Genomic DNA, 19,582 nt, shown 5'->3' with positions numbered 1-19,582 from the left:
AGGGGCCATTTGGACCCGGATGGACCATGTCGGCCCGGCGGGCCGCTAACGCTTCGAGATGGCAGCTTGTTTCGTCATGCCATTCCAGCTATAGAATGGGCCATTCTCTTACATCGTCGGGTGAAAGAGGCTGCGGAACGGGTTCCGCGGCAGCGCACCGGCACATCTGGAGCTTTCATGGCGGACATCGCCCTTCTGACGCAACTCATCGAACCCGAGGCCAAGGCGCTCGGCTTCGAGCTCGTGCGCGTGAAGATGTATGGCGGCACGTCGGACCCGACGCTCCAGGTGATGGCCGAGCGTCCTGACACGCGCCAGCTGAACATCGACGACTGCGCCGACCTGTCGCGCCGCATCTCGGACGTGATGGACGCGCTGGAGGCCGAGGGCCGCGATCCGATCGACCATGCGTACCGGCTGGAGGTCTCCTCGCCCGGTATCGACCGGCCGCTGACCCGTCTCAAGGATTTCGCCGACTGGGCGGGGCATGAGGCGCGGATCACGCTCGCCGAGAAGCTGAACGGTCGCAAGCAGTTCAAGGGCGATCTGGCTGGCATAGAGGGCGAGACTGTCGTCATCGTCGACGGGGAGGAGGTTCGCCACGAACTGCCCTTCACCGCGATCGAGGACGCCAAGCTCGTGATGACCGACCGGCTGATCGCCGCGACGGTGCCGCTGTCCGTCGAGGGCGCGGAAGAGGTTTATTATCAGGACGCGCCCGAACAGGACGGCGCCACCACGGAAGGACGGCACTGATGGCTACCGCCATTTCCGCCAACAAGGCGGAACTGATCGCGATCGCGAATGCGGTCGCCTCGGAAAAGATGATCGACAAGGGCATCGTCATCGAGGCGATGGAGGACGCGATCCAGCGCGCCGCCCGTGCCCGCTATGGTGCCGAGAACGATATCCGCGCGAAGCTCGATCCGAACTCGGGCGACCTGCGCCTCTGGCGCGTCGTCGAGGTGGTCGAGCAGGTCGACGATTATTACAAGCAGATCGACCTGAAGGGCGCCGAGAAGCTGCAAAAGGGTGCCGCGATCGGCGACTTCATCGTCGACCCGCTGCCCCCGATCGAGTTCGGCCGCATCGCCGCACAGGCCGCCAAGCAGGTCATCTTCCAGAAGGTCCGCGACGCCGAGCGCGATCGTCAGTATGACGAGTTCAAGGACCGCCAGGGCGAGATCATCACCGGCGTCGTCAAGCGCGTCGAGTTCGGTCACATCGTCGTCGACCTGGGCCGCGCCGAGGGCGTGATCCGTCGCGACCAGCAGATCCCGCGCGAAGTCGTCCGCGTGAACGACCGCATCCGCTCGCTGATCCTGAACGTCCGCCGCGAAAATCGCGGGCCCCAGATCTTCCTGTCCCGCGCGCACCCCGACTTCATGAAGAAGCTGTTCGCGCAGGAAGTGCCCGAAATCTATGACGGCATCATCGAGATCAAGGCCGCCGCCCGCGATCCGGGCAGCCGTGCCAAGATCGGCGTGATTTCGCACGACTCGAGCATCGATCCCGTAGGCGCCTGCGTCGGCATGAAGGGCAGCCGCGTTCAGGCCGTCGTGCAGGAGATGCAGGGCGAAAAGATCGACATCATCCCCTGGTCGCCCGATACCGCGACCTTCGTGGTGAACGCGCTCCAGCCCGCCAATGTCAGCCGCGTCGTGATCGACGAGGAAGAGGACCGGATCGAGGTCGTCGTTCCCGACGATCAGCTCAGCCTCGCCATCGGTCGTCGCGGCCAGAATGTCCGTCTGGCCAGCCAGCTGACCGCCAAGGCGATCGACATCCTGACCGAGGCCGATGCCTCCGAGAAGCGCCAGAAGGAGTTCGTCGCGAATTCCGAGATGTTCCAGAACGAACTGGACGTGGACGAGACGCTGGCCCAGCTGCTGGTCGCCGAAGGCTTCGGCGCGCTGGAGGAGGTCGCCTATGTCGAGCTCGACGAGCTGGCCGCGATCGAGGGCTTCGACGAGGACCTGGCGCAGGAGCTGCAGAGCCGTGCGCAGGAAGCGCTGGACCGCCGCGAACAGGCCGCCCGCGACGAGCGTCGTGGCCTGGGCGTCGAGGACGCGCTGGCCGAGATGCCCTATCTGACCGAGGCGATGCTGGTCACGCTGGGCAAGGCGGGCATCAAGACGCTCGACGATCTCGCCGACCTGGCGACCGACGAACTGGTCGAGAAGAAGCGCGCTGAGCCGCGTCGTCGTGGTGACGATACCCCGCGTCCCGCCCCCAAGGGCGGCATCCTGGCCGAATATGGCCTGAGCGATGAGCAGGGCAACGAGATCATCATGGCCGCCCGCGCGCACTGGTTCACCGATGAGGACGAACCCGCAGCGGAAGACGCACAGGTGGAGGGCGACGAAGCCTGATGCCGTTCGTCTCGATCCGTCTGGCGGGCACCGCCTCCAAGCAGCAAAAGGCCGAGATCGTCGCCGACGTGACTCGTTCGCTGGTGGAGCGGCTGGGCAAGAACCCGGCCGCCGTCCAGATCGTGATCGAGGAGGTCTCCACCGAAAATTACGGGGCGGGCGGTCAGCTGATCGCCGACCGTGATGCGCCCACACCTCAACCCCGGGGAGACGCGCATGCGGAACCGGGACAATGAGCGCGCTGGCGTAAACAACGCTCCGGCCGAGAAGGGCCGGAGCCCCCGGAACGCAGCGAAGGCCGCCCGCGACTCGATCGACGGGCCGGTCCGCCGCTGCATCCTGTCGGGCGAGCATGACGCGCGCCCGCATCTGATCCGTCTGGCGCTCGCGCCCGATGGGCGGGTGCTGCCCGATGTCCGCGCCAAGGCGCCGGGTCGGGGCGGCTGGATTGGCGTGACCCGTACCGAGCTTGAGGCGGCCATCGCCAAGGGCAAGTTGAAGGGGGCACTGGCGCGCGCGTTCAAGACGGGCGAGTTCAGCATTCCCGACGACCTGCCCGATCTGATCACCGCCGCGCTGGAGCGGAATGCGCTCGACCGGCTGGGTCTCGAGTCGCGCTCGGGCATGCTGCTGACCGGATCGGACAAGATCGCGACGGCGGCGCGCTCGGGACAGCTGCATGCGCTCTATCACGCGTCCGATGCGGGCGAGGACGGCTGTCGCAAGCTGGCGCAGGCGTGGCGCGTGGGATCGGGGCGTGAAGGAACCGATCTCAAGGGGTTGGCACTGCCCGCCACACGCCCCATATTGTCAATGGCGTTGGGCCGCGAGAATGTGGTACATATCGGCCTGACAGATCGTAACGCGGCAAAGCGGGTGAGCGAAGCGCTCGACCGCTGGCTGCATTTTATCGGACCCGACCCTGTGGCAACGCCTTGCGAAACGGCCTCGCAAGGCGCATCGGCGTCCGACATTACCGGTGACCGAACGGCCGTGACCGTACACGAGGATTTTGAGTGAGCGAGACCGACAACGACAAGCCGAAACTCGGAATGCGCCAGCCTTTGGGGCTGAAGCGCACGGTCGAGACCGGCAAGGTGAAGCAGAGCTTCAGCCACGGCCGCTCGAACACCGTGATCGTCGAGACGAAGCGCCGTCGCGTCCTGGGCCCGCAGGGTGGCGCGCCCGAGGCGGCCGCCCCTGCGCCGACGCCGGCCCCGGCACCGGCCGCCCCCGTGGCGGCGGCGCCGGTCGCTCCGTCGCGCCCCGTTCCGTCGAACGAAACCCCGCAGGAGCGGCAGGCGCGCCTGCTGCGTGAGGCCGAGGAACAGCGCCTCGCCATGCAGGAAGAGATTCGGCGTCGCGAGGATGCCGAGCGTCAGCAGCGTGCCGAGGACGAGCGTCAGCGGGCCGAAGAGCGTGCGCGTGCCGCCGCCGAGGCCGCAGCCGCACCGGAACCGGCCCCCGCACCCGAACCGACGCCCGCGCCGGCTCCCGAGCCTGTCGCCGAGGCACCCGTGCAGGCGGACGCGCCCGCCGCGCCGACCATTTCGGTCCAGCCGCGCATGTTCCGCCCGGTCGAGCGCCCGGTGATCCCGGCGCCCGAGCCCAAGGCGGAAGAGCCGAAGGTCGAGGCACCCGCCCCGACTCCGGCCCCTGCGCCGACGCCCGCACCTGCTCCGGTCGCGGCGAAGCCCGCGCCTGCGCCCGCTCCGGCCCCCGCGCCGGTGGTGCCGACGCCGCCGATCCTGGGTCGCGATCCCTCGATGCCCGCACCGCGCCGCTTCTCGCCGGTGCAGCGTCCCGAAATCCCGAAGCCCGCGCCCAAGCCCGCGCCCGCTCCGGCCCCCGCACCCGCGGCGGCCAGCGCACCGGGCAACAACGCGGCCTCGGCACCGTCGGGCGGCGCACCGCGTTCGCTGCCCTCGGGCCAGCCGACCCCGCGCAACGCGCCCCCCAGCCGTCCGCAGCAGCGCGACCGCAAGGGTGACGAGCGTCGTGGCGGCAAGCTGACCGTCAACCGCGCCCTGAACGAGGACGGCGCCCGCGCCCGTTCGCTCGCCGCGCTGAAGCGTGCCCGCGAGAAGGAAAAGCGTGGCTTTGGCGGCCCGCGTGAGCCGCAGGTCAAGCAGGTCCGCGACGTGCAGGTGCCGGAGGCGATCACCGTCCAGGAACTGGCCAATCGTATGGCCGAAAAGGGCGCGGATCTGGTCAAGGCGCTGTTCAAGATGGGCATGCCCGTCACGATGACGCAGACCATCGACCAGGACACGGCCGAGCTGCTGGTGACCGAATTCGGCCACAACATCGTCCGCGTCTCCGACAGCGACATCGATCTGGCGCTCGACACCAGCGAGGATGCGGCCGAGAGCCTGCAGCCGCGCCCGCCGGTCGTGACGATCATGGGTCACGTCGACCACGGCAAGACGAGCTTGCTCGACGCGCTGCGCGGCACTGACGTGGTGCGCGGCGAGGCCGGTGGCATCACCCAGCATATCGGCGCCTATCAGGTCACGCTGAAGGACAAGTCGAAGATCACCTTCCTCGACACGCCGGGCCACGAGGCCTTCACCCAGATGCGCGCGCGCGGTGCCGACGTCACGGATATCGTGGTGCTGGTGGTCGCGGCCGACGACGGGCTGATGCCGCAGACGATCGAGGCGATCAACCACACCAAGGCGGCGGGCAAGCCGATGATCGTGGCGATCAACAAGATCGACAAGCACGACGCCAACGCCCAGCGCGTCCGCGAGCGCCTGCTCGAACATGACGTGCAGGTCGAGGACATGGGCGGTGAGACGCAGGACGTCGAAGTGTCGGCGCTCAAGAAGATCGGTCTGGACACGCTGATCGAGAAGATCCAGCTCCAGGCCGAACTGCTCGAACTGTCGGCCAACCCCGATCGCGCCGCCGAGGGCAGCGTGGTCGAGGCCAAGCTGGACAAGGGCCGTGGTCCGGTCGCGACCGTGCTCGTCACGCGCGGCACGCTGAAGGTCGGCGACGTGTTCGTCGTCGGCGCGGAAAGCGGCAAGGTCCGTGCGCTGGTCGACGACAAGGGCCGTCAGGTGAAGGAAGCCGGTCCGGCGATGCCGGTCGAGGTCCTCGGCCTGTCGGGCGTGCCCCAGGCGGGCGACCTGCTCCAGGTCGTCGAGAACGAGGCGCGTGCCCGCGAGGTCGCCGAGTACCGCCAGAGCGTGCTGCTCCAGAAGCGCACCACCTCGGCCCCGGCCAGCCTGGAGTCGATGTTCTCGGCGCTGAAGGCGAACCAGGCCAAGGAATATCCGCTGGTCGTGAAGGCGGATACGCAGGGGACGGTCGAGGCGATCGTGGCGTCGATCAACAAGATCGCGTCCGACCTGATCAAGGCGCGCATCCTGCATTCGGGCGTCGGTGGCATCACCGAGTCGGACGTAACGCTCGCCGCCGCCAGCGGTGCGCCGATCATCGGCTTCAACGTCCGTGCCAATGCCAAGGCGCGCGAGATCGCCGAGCGGAACAAGGTGGCGTTGAAATATTACGACGTCATCTACGACCTGATCGACGAGATCCGTGCGGGCATGGCCGGCGAGCTGGGCCCCGAGGCGTTCGAAACGGTCGTCGGCCGCGCCGAAATCCGCGAGGTCTTCTCGGCAGGCAAGATCGGCAAGGCCGCCGGTCTGCTGGTCACCGAGGGTGTCATCCGCAAGGCGCTCAAGGCGCGCATCACGCGCAACGACGTCATCATCTACCAGGGCGAGATCAACTCGCTCCGCCGGTTCAAGGACGATGTCGCCGAGGTTCGCGCCGGTCTGGAATGTGGTGTGACGTTCACGCAGAACTTCACCGACATCAAGGCGGGCGACTATCTCGAAACCTTCGAGGTCGAACTGCGCGAGCGTTCGCTCTGATGCGGGCAGGGTGGTGGGATCGCTCCTGCCGCCCGCCTCTGCCGGACATGATCGCGGTCGCCCGTCGGGCGGCCGCGATTTCCGTTTGAAGAAGAACTGACATGGTCCAAGCCAAGAACCCCACCGAACCCTCGGTCCGCCTGCTCCGCGTCGGCGAGCAGGTGCGTCACATCCTCTCCGACATCCTCGCGCGCGGCGACGTGCATGACGAGACGCTGGCCAAGCACATGGTCAGCGTGACCGAAGTGCGCATGTCCCCGGATTTGCGCCACGCGACGGTCTTCGTGAAGCCGCTGCTCGGCAAGGATGAGGAGGTGGTGATCAAGGCGCTGCGGACGAATACCGCGTATCTCCAGCGTGAGGTCGCGCACCGGGTGAAGATGAAATACGCCGCCAAGCTGAAGTTCCTGGCGGACGAGAGCTTCGACGAGGGTAGCCATATCGACTCGCTGCTGCGCTCGCCCAAGGTGTCGCAGGATCTGGAAGAGGGGGAAGCCGGGGAGGCGTAATCGCTTTCTCGTTTTGAGCCCCGCTGCCCACTATCCTATCCTCCGTTCAGCCTGAGCGAAGTCGAAGGCCACGCTTTGACCGCCGGACAATAGGGTTGCCGCGAAGTCGCGAAGGTTTTTGGATCGCGCAGAGGCGCGGAGGACGCAGAGAAGAAGAACCTTCACCCAATAGGGCAGTCCGCCCCGGCGAAGGCCGGGGTCCAGTATCTTCCACGTCGATGGCGCGCTGCGCCAAGGCGGGGGAGGCAAATGCCCCACGCCCTCGTGCATCCACTACAACTGGACCCCGGCCTTCGCCGGGGTGGTGCTTGGGGGAATTTAGGCCATGATGACATTACATGAAATCAACGCAAGCCCCTCCCCTTCAGGGGAGGGGTTGGGGTGGGGCCTCGCCACAGGCGGCATGCTTGCGGAGGTGCCCCACCCTCCGCCCCTAAAGGGGAGGGGTGAATCCATCTCATGTGATCACGCTTTAGCAGAATCCCTCTGCGTCCTCTGCGCCTCTGCGCGAACTAGAACGCTACGCCTTCGTGTGGCCTTCGACTTCGCTCAGGCTGAACGGGGGTAGGGGTTAACCCCGACCGGCATCAGATCGGCATCGATCGCGATCGTCACCTGCCGCCCCACGATCAGCGGATAGGCCGTCATGCCGAAGTCCCGCCGGTCGATCCGCGTCGTCGCGGCGATATGCACCGGCTCGCGCCCCGTCATCGCCGCGAAATCGCGGGAAAAGTCGACCGCCAGCGTCGCCGGACGCGTGACGCCGCGTGCGGCGATCGTGCCCGTGACGGTCGCACTGTGCGGCCCGGTGCGGGTCATGCCGGTCGCGTGGAAGGTCACGCGCGGATAATGGTCGACATCGAAAAAGTCCGGCCCCCGCAACCGCGACCGGGTGAGTGAATCGCCCGCTTCCAGCGCCTGGGCATCGATCCGCACGTCGAGCGTCACCGCCTTCGCGTCATGGTCGGACAAGGCGACACGCCCCTCCACCCTGGGAAAGCGCGCGGTCTTGCTGCCCAGCCCGAAAAAGCCGACCCTGGCCTGGACGCGGGCATGGGCGGGATCGATGGCATAGCCGATGGCGCCCGGACTGGCCGACCCATCCGCGGCACCGATCATGGTCGCCGCGATGATCGCCGCTCGTATCCCTGTCCTCGTCACGTCGATTCGTCCTGCCGCTCGAAATGGCGGCTCCCTTCCGATAAGGGCGGGCGATGGCCAAGCTCTATTTCTATTATGCCAGCATGAATGCGGGCAAATCGACCATGCTGCTGCAGGCCGATTTCAACTATCGCGAGCGGGGGATGAACACGATGCTGTTCACCGCCGCGATCGACGACCGCTTCGCCTATGGCACGATCGCCTCGCGCATCGGCCTGTCGCAGCCCGCCACGCCGTTCCATGCGACGACCGATCTGGAGGCCTGCGCGCTGGGCCAGCACGGCGAGACGCCGCTCGCCTGCATCCTCGTCGACGAAGCGCAGTTCCTGACGGCGGTGCAGGTGGATCAGCTGGCGCGGCTGGCTGATGTCCATCGCATCCCCGTACTGTGTTACGGCCTGCGCACCGACTTCAAGGGGCAGCTCTTTCCGGGATCGGCGCGACTGCTGGCGCTGGCCGATGCGCTCGGCGAGATCAAATCGGTCTGCGTGTGCGGCGCCAAGGCGACCATGAACCTGCGCGTCGACGCGCAAGGCCATGCCATCGCCGAGGGCGCGCAGACCGAGATCGGCGGCAATGACCGCTATGTCGCGCTGTGTCGCCGCCATTTCTGTGCGGCGCTGGCGGGAGAGCCGGTGCTTGAGGGGCGGGGCAAGCCCGACTAACGCCTTGGCGATGCATGGATGGATCATTCTCGACAAGCCGCTGGGACTGGGCTCGACGCAAGGGGTGAGCGCGGTCAAGCGCTGCTTACGCCAGGGCGGCTATGGCAAGGGCATCAAGGTCGGGCACGGTGGCACGCTCGACCCGCTGGCGACCGGCGTGCTGCCGATCGCGGTGGGGGAGGCGACCAAGCTGGCGGGCCGGATGCTCGACAGCGACAAGGTGTATGACTTCACCATTCGTTTCGGCGAGCAGACTGCGACGCTGGATGCCGAGGGCGAGGTGGTCGCGACCAGCGACGTGCGCCCGACTCGCGCAGCGCTGGAGGCGGTGCTGCCGCGCTTCACCGGGCCGATTAACCAGGTGCCGCCGGCCTATTCCGCGCTGAAGATCGATGGCGAGCGCGCCTACGACCTTGCGCGTGCCGGGGAAGAGGTGGTGCTGGCGAGTCGCGCGGTGACGATTCACAGCCTGCATTCCTCCCCATCTCCGATGGGGAGGGGGACCGCGCTCGAAGAGCGTGGTGGAGGGGCGGGGACGCTCGCCGCCGTTCTCGGCGCTGGCGCGCCGCCCCTCCACCATCCTGCGGATGGTCCCCCTCCCCAAGCGGAGCTTAGGGAGGAATTGGGGGAGGTTACCCTCACCGCCCATGTCTCGAAGGGCACATATATCCGCTCCCTCGCCCGCGACATCGCGCTGGCGCTGGGCAGCGTCGGTCACGTCACCATGCTCCGCCGCATCAAGGCCGGGCCGTTCACCCTGGCGCCTGCGATATCGCTGGACAAATTGAACGAAATGGGGCAGGCGGCCACCCTTGAACAGATACTCCTGCCGCTGAGGGCGGGGCTGGACGACATCCCGGCTCTTGCTCTCGACCCCGACCAGGCAGGGGCGCTCCGTCAGGGGCGTGTGCTGGCCGGGATTGCCGTGGACGATGGCCAATATTTCGCGATGCTGGGGGATACTCCGGTGGCGCTGGTGGAGGCGCTGGACGCTACTGTCCGGGTCGTTCGTGGTTTCAACCTCGATTAAGAAAGGATCACGATGTCGATCACCGCTGAACGCCGCCAGGAAATCATCAAGGATCATGCCCGCGCCGAGGGTGACACGGGTTCGCCCGAAGTCCAGGTCGCGATCCTGACCCAGCGTATTCAGAACCTGACCGAGCACTTCAAGACCCACGCGAAGGACAACCATTCGCGTCGCGGCCTGCTGATGCTGGTCAACAAGCGCCGCTCGCTGCTCGACTATCTGCGTCACAAGGATGGCGACCGCTATCTGGCGCTGATCGCCAAGCTCGGCCTGCGCAAGTAAGCCACGCGGCGATACGCCACGAAAAAGGGCATCCCTCACGGGGTGCCCTTTTTTTATCGGCTGGTGTATAGAGCCCCCGGCCGACCGGACGGCGCGGATGCGCCTCCCCAAAGCCCATATGTCATGAAACCCGTCGAACTGCGCGGGTAGGATCGGAGGATCGGCAATTCGGTCGACCTCCAGAGCCAATCTTGGCTCAACCCATAGGCCCCGGCGGGATAGGCCCGTCGGAGTGAAGGATATTCCATGTTCAATACCAAGAAAGTGGCCATCGAGTGGGGCGGCAAGACGCTGACCCTCGAAACCGGCAAGGTGGCCCGTCAGGCCGATGGCGCGGTGATCGCGACGCTGGGCGAGACGGTGGTGCTGTGCGCCGTGACGGCCGCGAAGACCGTGAAGGAAGGGCAGGACTTCTTCCCGCTCACCGTTCACTATCAGGAGAAGTTCTCGTCGGCGGGCCGTATCCCTGGCGGTTTCTTCAAGCGCGAGCGTGGTGCGACCGAGCGTGAGACGCTGATCAGCCGCCTGATCGATCGTCCGATCCGCCCGCTGTTTCCCGAAGGTTTCTACAACGAGATCAACTGCATCTGCCAGGTGCTCTCGTATGACGGCGAGAACGAGCCCGACATCCTGGCGCTGGTCGCCGCGTCGGCCGCGCTCACCATCTCGGGCGTGCCCTTCATGGGCCCGATCGGCGCGGCGCGCGTCGGCTATGTCGATGGCGAGTATCAGCTGAACCCGACCGACGCCGAGGCGCTGGCCGGTGACCTGGACCTGGTCGTCGCCGCCACGCACGACGCGGTGATGATGGTCGAATCGGAAGCCAAGGAGCTGTCCGAGGAAGTGATGCTGGGCGCGGTCATGTTCGCGCACAAGGCGTCGCAGCAGATCATCGACGCGATCATCGATCTCGCCGAACAGTCCGCCAAGGACCCGTGGGAGCTGAAGGTCGGCGACGACCAGAAGGCGGTCAAGGCCGAGCTGAAGAAGCTGGTCGGCAAGGACATCACCGCGGCCTACAAGCTGACCGACAAGCAGCAGCGCCAGACCGCGCTGGGTGAGGCCCGCGCCAAGGCGAAGGCCGCCATGGCCGACCGCACGCCGCAGGAGCAGCTGGTCGCCGCCAAGCTGGTCAAGAAGCTGGAAGCCGAGATCGTCCGCACCGCGATCCTGAAGGACGGCCGCCGCATCGACGGTCGCTCGACCACCCAGATTCGTCCGATCGAGGCGGAAGTGCACTTCCTGCCGCGTTCGCACGGCTCGGCGCTGTTCACGCGCGGCGAGACCCAGACGATCGCGACCACCACGCTGGGCACCCGCGACGCGGAGCAGATGATCGACGGCCTGAACGGCCTGTCGTACCAGCACTTCATGCTGCACTATAACTTCCCGCCCTATTCGGTCGGCGAAGTGGGCCGCTTCGGCGCGCCGGGCCGTCGCGAGATCGGCCATGGCAAGCTGGCCTGGCGTGCGCTGCACCCGGTGCTGCCGACCAAGGAGGAATTCCCCTACACCATCCGCGTGACCAGCGACATCACCGAGTCGAACGGCTCGTCGTCGATGGCCACCGTCTGCGGCGGCTCGCTGTCGCTGATGGATGCGGGCGTTCCGCTGAAGCGTCCGGTCTCGGGCATCGCCATGGGCCTGATCCTGGAAGGCAAGGACTTCGCGGTCCTGTCCGACATCCTGGGTGACGAAGATCACCTGGGCGACATGGACTTCAAGGTGGCGGGTACCTCCGAGGGCATCACCTCGCTCCAGATGGACATCAAGATCGCCGGTATCACCGAGGAGATCATGAAGGTCGCACTGGCGCAGGCCAAGGAAGGCCGTGCGCACATCCTGGGCGAGATGAACAAGGCGCTGGGCGAGACCCGCACCGAGCTGTCGGCCCATGCTCCGCGCATCGAGACGATGACGATCGACAAGTCGAAGATCCGCGACGTGATCGGCACCGGCGGCAAGGTGATCCGCGAGATCGTCGCGACGACCGGCGCCAAGGTCGACATCGACGACGAGGGCGTGATCAAGATCAGCTCGTCGGACGGTGCGCAGATCGAAGCCGCGATGAACTGGATCAAGGGCATCGTCGAAGAGGCCGAGGTCGGCAAGATCTACAACGGCAAGGTCGTCAACCTCGTCGATTTCGGTGCGTTCGTGAACTTCATGGGCGGCAAGGACGGTCTGGTCCACGTCTCGGAGATTAAGAACGAGCGCGTCGAGAAGGTCTCGGACGTCCTGACCGAAGGCCAGGAAGTCAAGGTCAAGGTCCTCGAGATCGATCCGCGCGGCAAGGTTCGCCTGTCGATGCGCGTCGTCGACCAGGAAACCGGCGCCGAGCTGGAGGACAATCGTCCGGCCCGCGAACCGCGTGAACCGCGCGGCGACCGTGGCCCGCGCGGTGACCGTGAAGGCGGTCGCGGTCCGCGCCGTGACGGCGGCGACCGTGGTGGCGAAGGTCGTGGTGATCGCGGCGGCGAAGGCCGTAGCGGCCCGCGTCGCGACCGTGGCGACCGTCCCCGTCGCGAAGGCGGCGAGCAGGGCGGTTCGTCCGAATTCGCCGCTCCGGCCTTCCTGACCGGTGATCGCGACTGATTCCGGCGCGAGTCGGAACGTAAACAAGGAGGCCCGGAGCGATCCGGGCCTCTTTTTTTATGCACCGGCCCGCATGTGGAGGGCATGTTGCAAAAATAATTTCAGTGATAAATTCATGATAGTGCGGCAAATGTCGCGCCTGCACGCCTAATGGCGCATCCGTTCACAACGGCTCGTTAAACCTCCCCGCCTAACCGTTCGCGCGATTGACGGAACAGAGGAACGGGCGAATGCTGGCGGTTAGGAACAAGCTGGAATGGCTGGCGACGCTGTGCAATCATTCGGGTGTGGGGCTTTGGGATGCGCTGATCCACAATGGCGATGCCGCCCATGCCAAATCACGCTGGACCTGGTCGTCCGAGTTTCGACGTCTGCTGGGCTATAGCTCCGAGGTCGATTTTCCCAATGTGATGACGTCCTGGTCGGATTTGCTGCACCCCGATGACGTCGCACCGACCTTCGCGGCCTTTGGCCAGACGCTGGAGAGCGGCATCCCCTATTGCGTGACCTATCGCCTGAAGGTGAAGAGCGGCGATTATCGCTGGTATCAGGCGACGGGCGGCGTGGTGAAGGGGCGCAACGGCAAGGTGCGGCGCGCCAGCGGCTCGCTCGTGGATATCCACACCGCCAAGACGCTGGAACTGGAGCAGCAGGAAGCCGTGTCGGTGCTGCTCGACCGGATGCGCGGGCTGGCCGCCGGACAGCTGGCGGTGCGCATCGGCGACGATTTCCCCGCACGCTTCGGGGAGCTGAAGAGCGATTTCAACGCGGCGATGGAGTCGCTGTGCACGACGATCGGCGGCGTGTCCAAGGCGTCGGGCATCATTCGCGGTGGCACCGACGAGGTTCGCACCGCGGCCGACGATCTGTCGCGCCGTACCGAGCAACAGGCCGCCTCGCTGGAGGAAAGTGCGGCGGCCATCGGAGAGATCACCGATACGGTCCGCCGCTCGGCCGAGGATGCGAGCCGCGCCAATGATCTGGTCGCGCAGGCGCGCAAGGAAGCCATCGAATCGGACGACGTCGTCGAGCGCACGATCAGCGCGATGCGCGGGATCGAGCATACCTCGAACGAGATCGCCGATATTATCGGCGTGATCGACGGCATCGCGTTCCAGACCAATCTCCTCGCGCTCAATGCGGGCGTCGAGGCGGCGCGCGCGGGCGATGCGGGCAAGGGCTTCGCGGTCGTCGCCTCCGAAGTGCGTGCGTTGGCGCTCCGCTCCGCCGATGCGGCCAAGGATGTGAAGGCGCGGATCACCGCCAGCTCCGAACAGGTCGGCACCGGCAGCAGGCTGGTGGTCGAAACGGGGCAGGCGCTGCAACGCATCAGCGGCCGGATCAACGAGATCAGCGGCCTGATGACCGACATGGCCAGCAACGCCCGGCAGCAGGCGGCGTCGCTGGAGCAGGTCAATATCGCGATCGGCGAGATGGACGGCGTGACGCAGCAGAACGCCGCGATGGTCGAGGAGGCGACCGCCCTCTCGCGCCAGTTGGCGGCGGAAGCCGAACAGTTGAACGGCCAGATCGCGCGGTTCGATGTCGGTGCCTATGGCGGACAGTCGGGCCACGCCGGGCGGGCCATGGGGCGTCCCACGCTACGCGCGGTCGGTCTGTAACGATCGGCCAGCGCAGGGGGGCCTGATCAGCGCGGCGGCGCCGTCGCCCCCTCATGCGCGCTATAGCCCAGCCGTGCATGGCCCTGCACCGGCCCGGCGACATCGGCCACCAGATAGAGCGGCCGCCGCTTCGATTCGATATAGAGCCGGCCGAGATACTCACCGATCATGCCCAGCACGAACATCTGCACCGCGCCCAGGATGACGGTGACCAGCATGGTCGAGGTCCAGCCCTGCACTGCCGTCCCCGTCAGCCAGCCGATCGCGATATAGACCAGCAGCAGCAGCGACGCCGCCGTCAGCGCCAGGCCGATATGGCTGGCCCAGCGCAAGGGTGCCGTGGAGAAACCCGTTACCGCGTCGAAGGCCAGCGCGATCATCTTGCCCAGCGGATAATGGGTCTCGCCCGCATGACGCTCGGCGCGGTCATAGGGGAAGGGGACCTGGCGGAAGCCGACCCAGGCGACCATCCCGCGAATGAAACGCGCCTGTTCGGGCAGCGACTGCAATGCGTCGAGCGCGCGCCGGCTCATCAGGCGGAAATCGCCGGTGTCGAGCGGGATCGGCGTGTCGGTCAGCCGGTCGAGCATCCGGTAGAAGAGCGCCGCCGTCGCCTTCTTGAACAGCGTTTCGCCCGCCCGCTTGCGCCGCACGGCATAGACCACATCGGCCTCTTGCGCCGCCATGGTCGCACGCATCTCGGTCAGCAGTTCGGGCGGGTCCTGCAAATCGGCGTCGATGATCAGGATCTGCTCGCCCGCGCACAGGTCGAGCCCGGCGGTCAACGCCAGCTGATGCCCGTGATTGCGCGACAGGTTGATCGCGACCAGATGCGGGTCGGCGGCGGCGAGCCGCTGCATCACCGGCCAGCTGTCGTCGCGCGAGCCGTCGTTGATCAGGACGATCTCATAATCCTCGCCCACCGCCGCGCGCGCCGCGCCCGAGATGCGCGCGTGCAGCACGTCCAGACAGGCGGCTTCGTTATAGCAGGGGACGACGACGGACAGGGCGGGGCGCTTCATGACGCCGCCGGTTTAGGGTCCGGCCCCATAAACGGCAATGGCCGTGACGGAGCCGATTTTGGTTCAGGGCAAGAAGCGAGGAGTGGAGCGATGCTTGCGCATCGAGACCGACGAGCGACGCCGTCCTGGGGCAAAATCGGCCCGCCGCACAGCGGTTGCCCTGTCGCGCCCGCCGCCTGCGTCGCACGTCTTGCAGGTAGCGCCGCTACCTGCTGCACCGCGCTCCTTGCCGGACGAACACGACAGGGCAATCACGACCGTTGCCGCTTATGGGGCCGGACCCTCGCGGCGTCCGAAGCGTCCGTCACCCGTTGACGACCAGCTTGACCAAGCGGCCCGGCGTCAGCGCCTGTTCCGCATCCAGCCCGTTCAGCGTGATGAAGCGTTCGCGCTTGTAATCGGGATAGGCCATGCGCGCCGCCAGGCTGTCGATCGTGTCGCCCTGACGGACGGTCACGATGCTGATCTTCTTGCCGCGAATGGCATTGGCCTCGGCGGTCGAGAGCGGCGCGACCGAGGCGAGCAGCGGCTGGAACGGCCCGATCCCCGAACCCGCCGGCGTGACCAGCGTGAAGGTATAGGTGGCCGAGGGGAAGCGGTACGCGACCACCGTCGCATCCACCGCGCGGCGATTGGCGGCGGCGCGCGTCGTCACATAGGCATAGGGGATGCCGTTGGCGGTGCCGTTCTGCAACTGGCCCGAGGGGGTGCCGGTGCCGAGCTGGCCGAAGCGCTGGGTGATCGCCTGGCCCAGATCGCTGCCCTGGGCGAGGCGCATCTCGGCCTGTCCGCCCTGGCCGACGATGCTCACCGCATCGCTGCCATTGGCGATGCGATAGCCGCTGGGCGCGGTGAATTTCAGCTTCAGGCCGGGATGACGGAAGGTCTGCCCGTCGATGATGCCTTCCTTGGGATCATCGTCATAGGGCATGCCGTCGAGCATCCGCAGGAAGGCGGTGTCCTGCGCCGGCGTGGTCTCGGGCCGGCCGGTCGCTTGCGCCAGCGCGGCGGCGCGGCGCACGCGGTCGGCGCTGTTGGGGTGGGTCGAGGCCCAGGTGGGCACGGCGTTGGCATCGCGCCCCGCCGTGCGCGCCGCCAGATTGCTCGACGCCGCCAGCGAGGCGAGCATGTCGGCCGAGGCATAAGGATCATAGCCGGCGGCGGTCATGTAGCGGATGCCCAGGCCATCGGCCTGATATTCCTGATCGCGCCCATATTTCAGCGTGTAGAGCTGCGCGCCGGTGCCGACGACCTGGCTGGCGAGATTGCTGCCGGTCAACAGCCCCGCACCCGCCGCCAGAATCGAGCCGATGGTCGAGCGGGTGTTGCGGCTCTGCGAGTGACGCGCGGCGACATGGCCGACCTCATGCCCCAGCACCGAGGCGAGCTCGGCCTCCGAGTTCATCAGTGCGAGCAACTGACGCGTGACATAGATATAGCCGCCCGGGATGGCGAAGGCGTTCTCGACCGGCGAGTTGAGCGTGGTGACGGTGAAGTCGCCTTGCGCGTTCGACAGGCCCGACTGGACCGCGACCCGCTTGCCGACGCGCTCGACGAACGCCGCCTGCGGGCCGGTGTAGCGGCCGCCATATTGCTTGACGAGTTCGGGATTGGCCTGCGCCCCTTGCGCCTTGTCCGAGGCGGAAATCGATCGCGCCTGCTGGGCGGCGGCGGGGGTCGCGACGAGCGCGAGCATGGCGGCGGCGGTGACGAAACGCATCGATGACGGACTCCCTGTTCGCGCTTTTCAAAGCGTGTCGCGGGTATGGGTTCCAGGATTTTGTTACGGGGGCGTCATTCTGGCGTCAGGATCGTCTCCAACGGCGGGGCGTACCCTGGCGAAGGCCGGGGTCCAGTTTCTTCTCGGCCTTCACTGGGGTACAAGAAGAGTTGTTTCGCGCGGAGGCGCGGAGGCGCGGAGGACGCGGAGGTGTCTGGCCTCGCCGTGCTGGCGTACTCGCCAATGACATTCGAGTCCAAAATTCCTCCCCTGTAAGGGGAGGGGGACCATGCGCAGCATGGTGGAGGGGTGTCACCCCTCTCGATAGTGCGACACCCCTCCGTCAGGGCTTCGCCCTGCCACCTCCCCTTACAGGGGAGGAAAGTGCAATTTTGGCGCAGCGCGCATCCTCTGCGCGACCTAAACCCGCTCCACCATACTCACCACATCGGCCGCCCGCAGCGCCGCGATCAGGCGCATCAGGTGCTGGAGGTCGTGCACCTCGACATCGATCAGGTTGGTATGGAAGCGCGTGTCCCGCGTATCCAGCCGGACGTTGATGATGTTGGCCTTATGCTGGCCGATGATCGTCGCCAGGATGCCCAGCGCGCCGGGCTCGTTCTTGACCATGACCGAGATGCGCGCGGTCGCGCCCTCGCTGTCGTCGCCCCAGGACACGTCGACCCAGTCGGTTTCCTCGTCGGTCCGGTCGGCCAGCTCGGCCAGTACCGGGCACTGGATCGCGTGCACCTCGATCCCGGCATCGGGACGGCGCAGGCCGACGATGCGGTCGCCGGGCACCGGGTGACAGCATTGCGCGAGGTCGTATGCGACGCCGGGCGTCAGCCCCTTGATCGAGATCGCGCTCGACTGCGGCGGGACTGCGGCGACATCCGCGCCCGCCGAGCCGGGCATCAGCGCTTCCATCACCGCGGCGTCGGACAGGGTGCGCCTGGCGATCGCGATCATCAGATGCGCCTCGTCGGGCATCTTCAACCGCTGGAGCGCGTGAGTCAGCGCATCGGAGCCGATCTGCGCGGGCAGACGCCGGACGATATCCTCGTACAGCTTGGTGCCGAGCGTCACCTGCTCGTCGCGCTCGGCATGGCGAAGATGGCGGCGGATCGCGGCCAGCGCCTTGCCGGTGATCGCCAGATTCAGCCAATTGGCCTGCGGCGTCTGTCCCGCCGAGCGCAAGATCTGCACCTGGTCGCCGTTCGAGATGACGGTCGACAGTGGCACGACGCGGCCATTGAGTTTGGCACCCACCGCCTGATCGCCCAGATCGGTGTGCACCGCATAGGCGAAGTCGATCGGCGTCGCGCCCTTGGGCAACTGGATCAGCTCGCCCTTGGGAGTGAAGGCGAAGATGCGATCCTGATACATCGCCATCTTCGTATGCTCGATCAGCTCTTCGGGGCTGTCCGAGGTGTCGAGGATTTCGACGAGATCGCGAATCCAGCTGACCTGCGCGTCGTGGCGGGTCGCCTGTTTATAGGTCCAGTGCGCGGCCAGGCCGAAATCGGCCTCGGCATGCATTTCAGGCGTGCGAATCTGAATCTCGATGCGCGCATTGTCGGCGTGGATGACGCTGGTGTGGAGCGAGCGATAGCCGTTGCGCTTGGGCGTCGAGATATAATCCTTGAACCGCCCCGGCACCATCGGCCAACGGCGATGGATCAGGCCCAGCGCGCGGTAGCAATCCTCTTCCGTGGGCACGATCGCGCGGAACGCCATGACGTCGGACAGCTGCTCGAAGCTGATGTGCCGCTCGTTCATCTTGCGGAAGATCGAGAAGGCGGACTTTTCGCGCCCCGTCACCTCGGCATCCACGCCGCCGCGCGACATGAGGAGCTTCAGGCCCGAAGCGATCTTGGCGATCCGGTCGCCGCCGCCTTCCTTCATCTGAGCGAGGCGAAGCGTGATCGATTCATACGCCTCGGGTTCGAGCTGCTGGAAGGAGAGCATCTGCATCTCCTTCATGAACTCGTACATGCCGATCCGCTCGGCGAGCGGGGCATAGATGTCCATCGTCTCCTTCGCGATGCGGCGGCGCTTTTCCGGCTTCGCGATGTGATGGAGGGTGCGCATATTGTGGAGGCGATCGGCCAGCTTCACTAAGAGGACGCGGATATCGTCCGACATAGCGAGCAGGAACTTGCGCAGATTCTCGGCGGCGCGTTCGCTCTCGGTCTGCGCCTCGATCTTGGACAGCTTGGTGACGCCGTCGACCAGTCGCGCGACATTGGGACCGAACAGCCGCTCGATCTCGTCATAGGTGGCGACCGTGTCCTCGATCGTGTCGTGGAGGATGGCGGTGGCGATCGTCTCGTCATCCAGATGCAGGTCGGTGAGAATCCCGGCCACCTCGATCGGGTGGCTGAAATACGGGTCGCCCGAGGCACGCTTCTGGCTGCCATGCGCCTTCATCGAGAAGACATAGGCGCGGTTCAGCAGCGCCTCGTCGGCCTGGGGGTCATAGTCGAGCACACGGTCGACGAGTTCATATTGGCGGAGCACGAAATCAGATTTGCGGGGTGGGGATAGGCAATGCAACATTTTTGATGCGATCAGGGTGATCGGAGGTCGTCATAAGCCCCTCTCTTCTTAAGCCCCTCCCGCAAGCGGGAGGGGTTTGGGGAGGGCAGGGAGTCTCATGGAAACCATCGCCTGTGGCGTTCCCTCCCCCATCCCCTCCCGCTTGCGGGAGGGGAGCG

15 protein-coding genes are annotated in these 19,582 nt (G+C 66.5%); 11 read left to right on the top strand and 4 right to left on the bottom strand.

Annotated features, from left to right (window positions below; translation table 11 throughout):
- The first annotated feature begins 177 nt into the window (after positions 1 to 177).
- The 6 genes from rimP (at position 178) to rbfA (ending at position 6,768) form a co-directional block, all read left to right on the top strand.
- Entirely contained in the window at positions 178 to 756 is a 579-nt protein-coding gene (rimP, locus tag ACQHGV_RS14630) for a ribosome maturation protein RimP (RefSeq protein WP_183949647.1), read from the top strand.
- Complete coding sequence (nusA, locus tag ACQHGV_RS14625; protein WP_440978734.1) at positions 756 to 2,372, top strand: transcription termination factor NusA; 1,617 nt, start codon at positions 756 to 758, stop codon at positions 2,370 to 2,372. The genes rimP and nusA overlap by 1 nt, the downstream gene beginning before the upstream one ends.
- Positions 2,372 to 2,608, top strand: a complete 237-nt coding sequence (locus ACQHGV_RS14620; protein ID WP_312490529.1) for a tautomerase family protein — start codon at positions 2,372 to 2,374, stop codon at positions 2,606 to 2,608. The genes nusA and ACQHGV_RS14620 overlap by 1 nt, the downstream gene beginning before the upstream one ends.
- Positions 2,589 to 3,392 (top strand): DUF448 domain-containing protein, encoded by an 804-nt coding sequence (locus ACQHGV_RS14615; protein WP_440978733.1) that lies wholly within the window; start codon positions 2,589 to 2,591, stop codon positions 3,390 to 3,392. The genes ACQHGV_RS14620 and ACQHGV_RS14615 overlap by 20 nt, the downstream gene beginning before the upstream one ends.
- Positions 3,389 to 6,259 carry a translation initiation factor IF-2 gene (infB, locus tag ACQHGV_RS14610; protein WP_440978732.1) on the top strand — a complete coding sequence of 957 codons (2,871 nt, stop codon included), beginning with the start codon at positions 3,389 to 3,391 and terminating at the stop codon, positions 6,257 to 6,259. Before ACQHGV_RS14615 ends, infB begins: the two co-directional genes overlap by 4 nt.
- Positions 6,260 to 6,360: 101 nt before the next feature.
- Positions 6,361 to 6,768: a 30S ribosome-binding factor RbfA gene (rbfA, locus tag ACQHGV_RS14605; RefSeq protein ID WP_440978731.1), complete on the top strand. Its 408-nt coding sequence runs from the start codon at positions 6,361 to 6,363 to the stop codon at positions 6,766 to 6,768.
- A 549-nt stretch (positions 6,769 to 7,317) separates the two neighbouring features.
- Here rbfA and ACQHGV_RS14600 read toward each other — a convergent pair.
- Positions 7,318 to 7,887, bottom strand: a complete 570-nt coding sequence (locus tag ACQHGV_RS14600) for a YceI family protein (protein WP_440978730.1) — start codon at positions 7,885 to 7,887, stop codon at positions 7,318 to 7,320.
- 95 nt (positions 7,888 to 7,982) lie between these two features.
- On the opposite strand from ACQHGV_RS14600, the gene ACQHGV_RS14595 reads away from it, so the two are divergent.
- From ACQHGV_RS14595 to ACQHGV_RS14575, 5 genes are all read left to right on the top strand, one after another.
- Positions 7,983 to 8,594 carry a thymidine kinase gene (locus ACQHGV_RS14595; protein WP_440978729.1) on the top strand — a complete coding sequence of 204 codons (612 nt, stop codon included), beginning with the start codon at positions 7,983 to 7,985 and terminating at the stop codon, positions 8,592 to 8,594.
- Positions 8,595 to 8,604: 10 nt separating this feature from the next.
- Positions 8,605 to 9,624, top strand: a complete 1,020-nt coding sequence (gene truB / locus ACQHGV_RS14590; protein ID WP_440978728.1) for a tRNA pseudouridine(55) synthase TruB — start codon at positions 8,605 to 8,607, stop codon at positions 9,622 to 9,624.
- A 12-nt stretch (positions 9,625 to 9,636) separates the two neighbouring features.
- On the top strand, positions 9,637 to 9,906 hold the full coding sequence (gene rpsO / locus ACQHGV_RS14585; RefSeq protein ID WP_007406197.1) for a 30S ribosomal protein S15: 270 nt from the start codon (positions 9,637 to 9,639) through the stop codon (positions 9,904 to 9,906).
- A 246-nt stretch (positions 9,907 to 10,152) separates the two neighbouring features.
- On the top strand, positions 10,153 to 12,501 hold the full coding sequence (gene pnp / locus ACQHGV_RS14580) for a polyribonucleotide nucleotidyltransferase (protein ID WP_440978727.1): 2,349 nt from the start codon (positions 10,153 to 10,155) through the stop codon (positions 12,499 to 12,501).
- A gap of 230 nt (positions 12,502 to 12,731) precedes the next feature.
- Entirely contained in the window at positions 12,732 to 14,123 is a 1,392-nt protein-coding gene (locus tag ACQHGV_RS14575; protein ID WP_440978726.1) for a methyl-accepting chemotaxis protein, read from the top strand.
- A gap of 26 nt (positions 14,124 to 14,149) precedes the next feature.
- On the opposite strand, the gene ACQHGV_RS14570 is transcribed toward ACQHGV_RS14575, so the two are convergent.
- From ACQHGV_RS14570 to ACQHGV_RS14560, 3 genes are all read right to left on the bottom strand, one after another.
- On the bottom strand, positions 14,150 to 15,145 hold the full coding sequence (locus ACQHGV_RS14570) for a glycosyltransferase family 2 protein (RefSeq protein WP_183949666.1): 996 nt from the start codon (positions 15,143 to 15,145) through the stop codon (positions 14,150 to 14,152).
- 304 nt (positions 15,146 to 15,449) lie between these two features.
- Positions 15,450 to 16,865, bottom strand: coding sequence for a M48 family metalloprotease (locus ACQHGV_RS14565; protein WP_183949669.1), 1,416 nt, complete (start codon positions 16,863 to 16,865; stop codon positions 15,450 to 15,452).
- 420 nt (positions 16,866 to 17,285) lie between these two features.
- Entirely contained in the window at positions 17,286 to 19,385 is a 2,100-nt protein-coding gene (locus ACQHGV_RS14560) for a RelA/SpoT family protein (RefSeq protein WP_440978725.1), read from the bottom strand.
- Positions 19,386 to 19,582 lie beyond the last annotated feature (197 nt).

This window comes from Sphingomonas pseudosanguinis (assembly GCF_052056765.1).
Taxonomy (GTDB): Bacteria; Pseudomonadota; Alphaproteobacteria; order Sphingomonadales; family Sphingomonadaceae; genus Sphingomonas; species Sphingomonas pseudosanguinis.
Note: the sequence above shows the minus strand (reverse complement) of the source record. Positions and strands in the feature narration are given on the sequence as shown.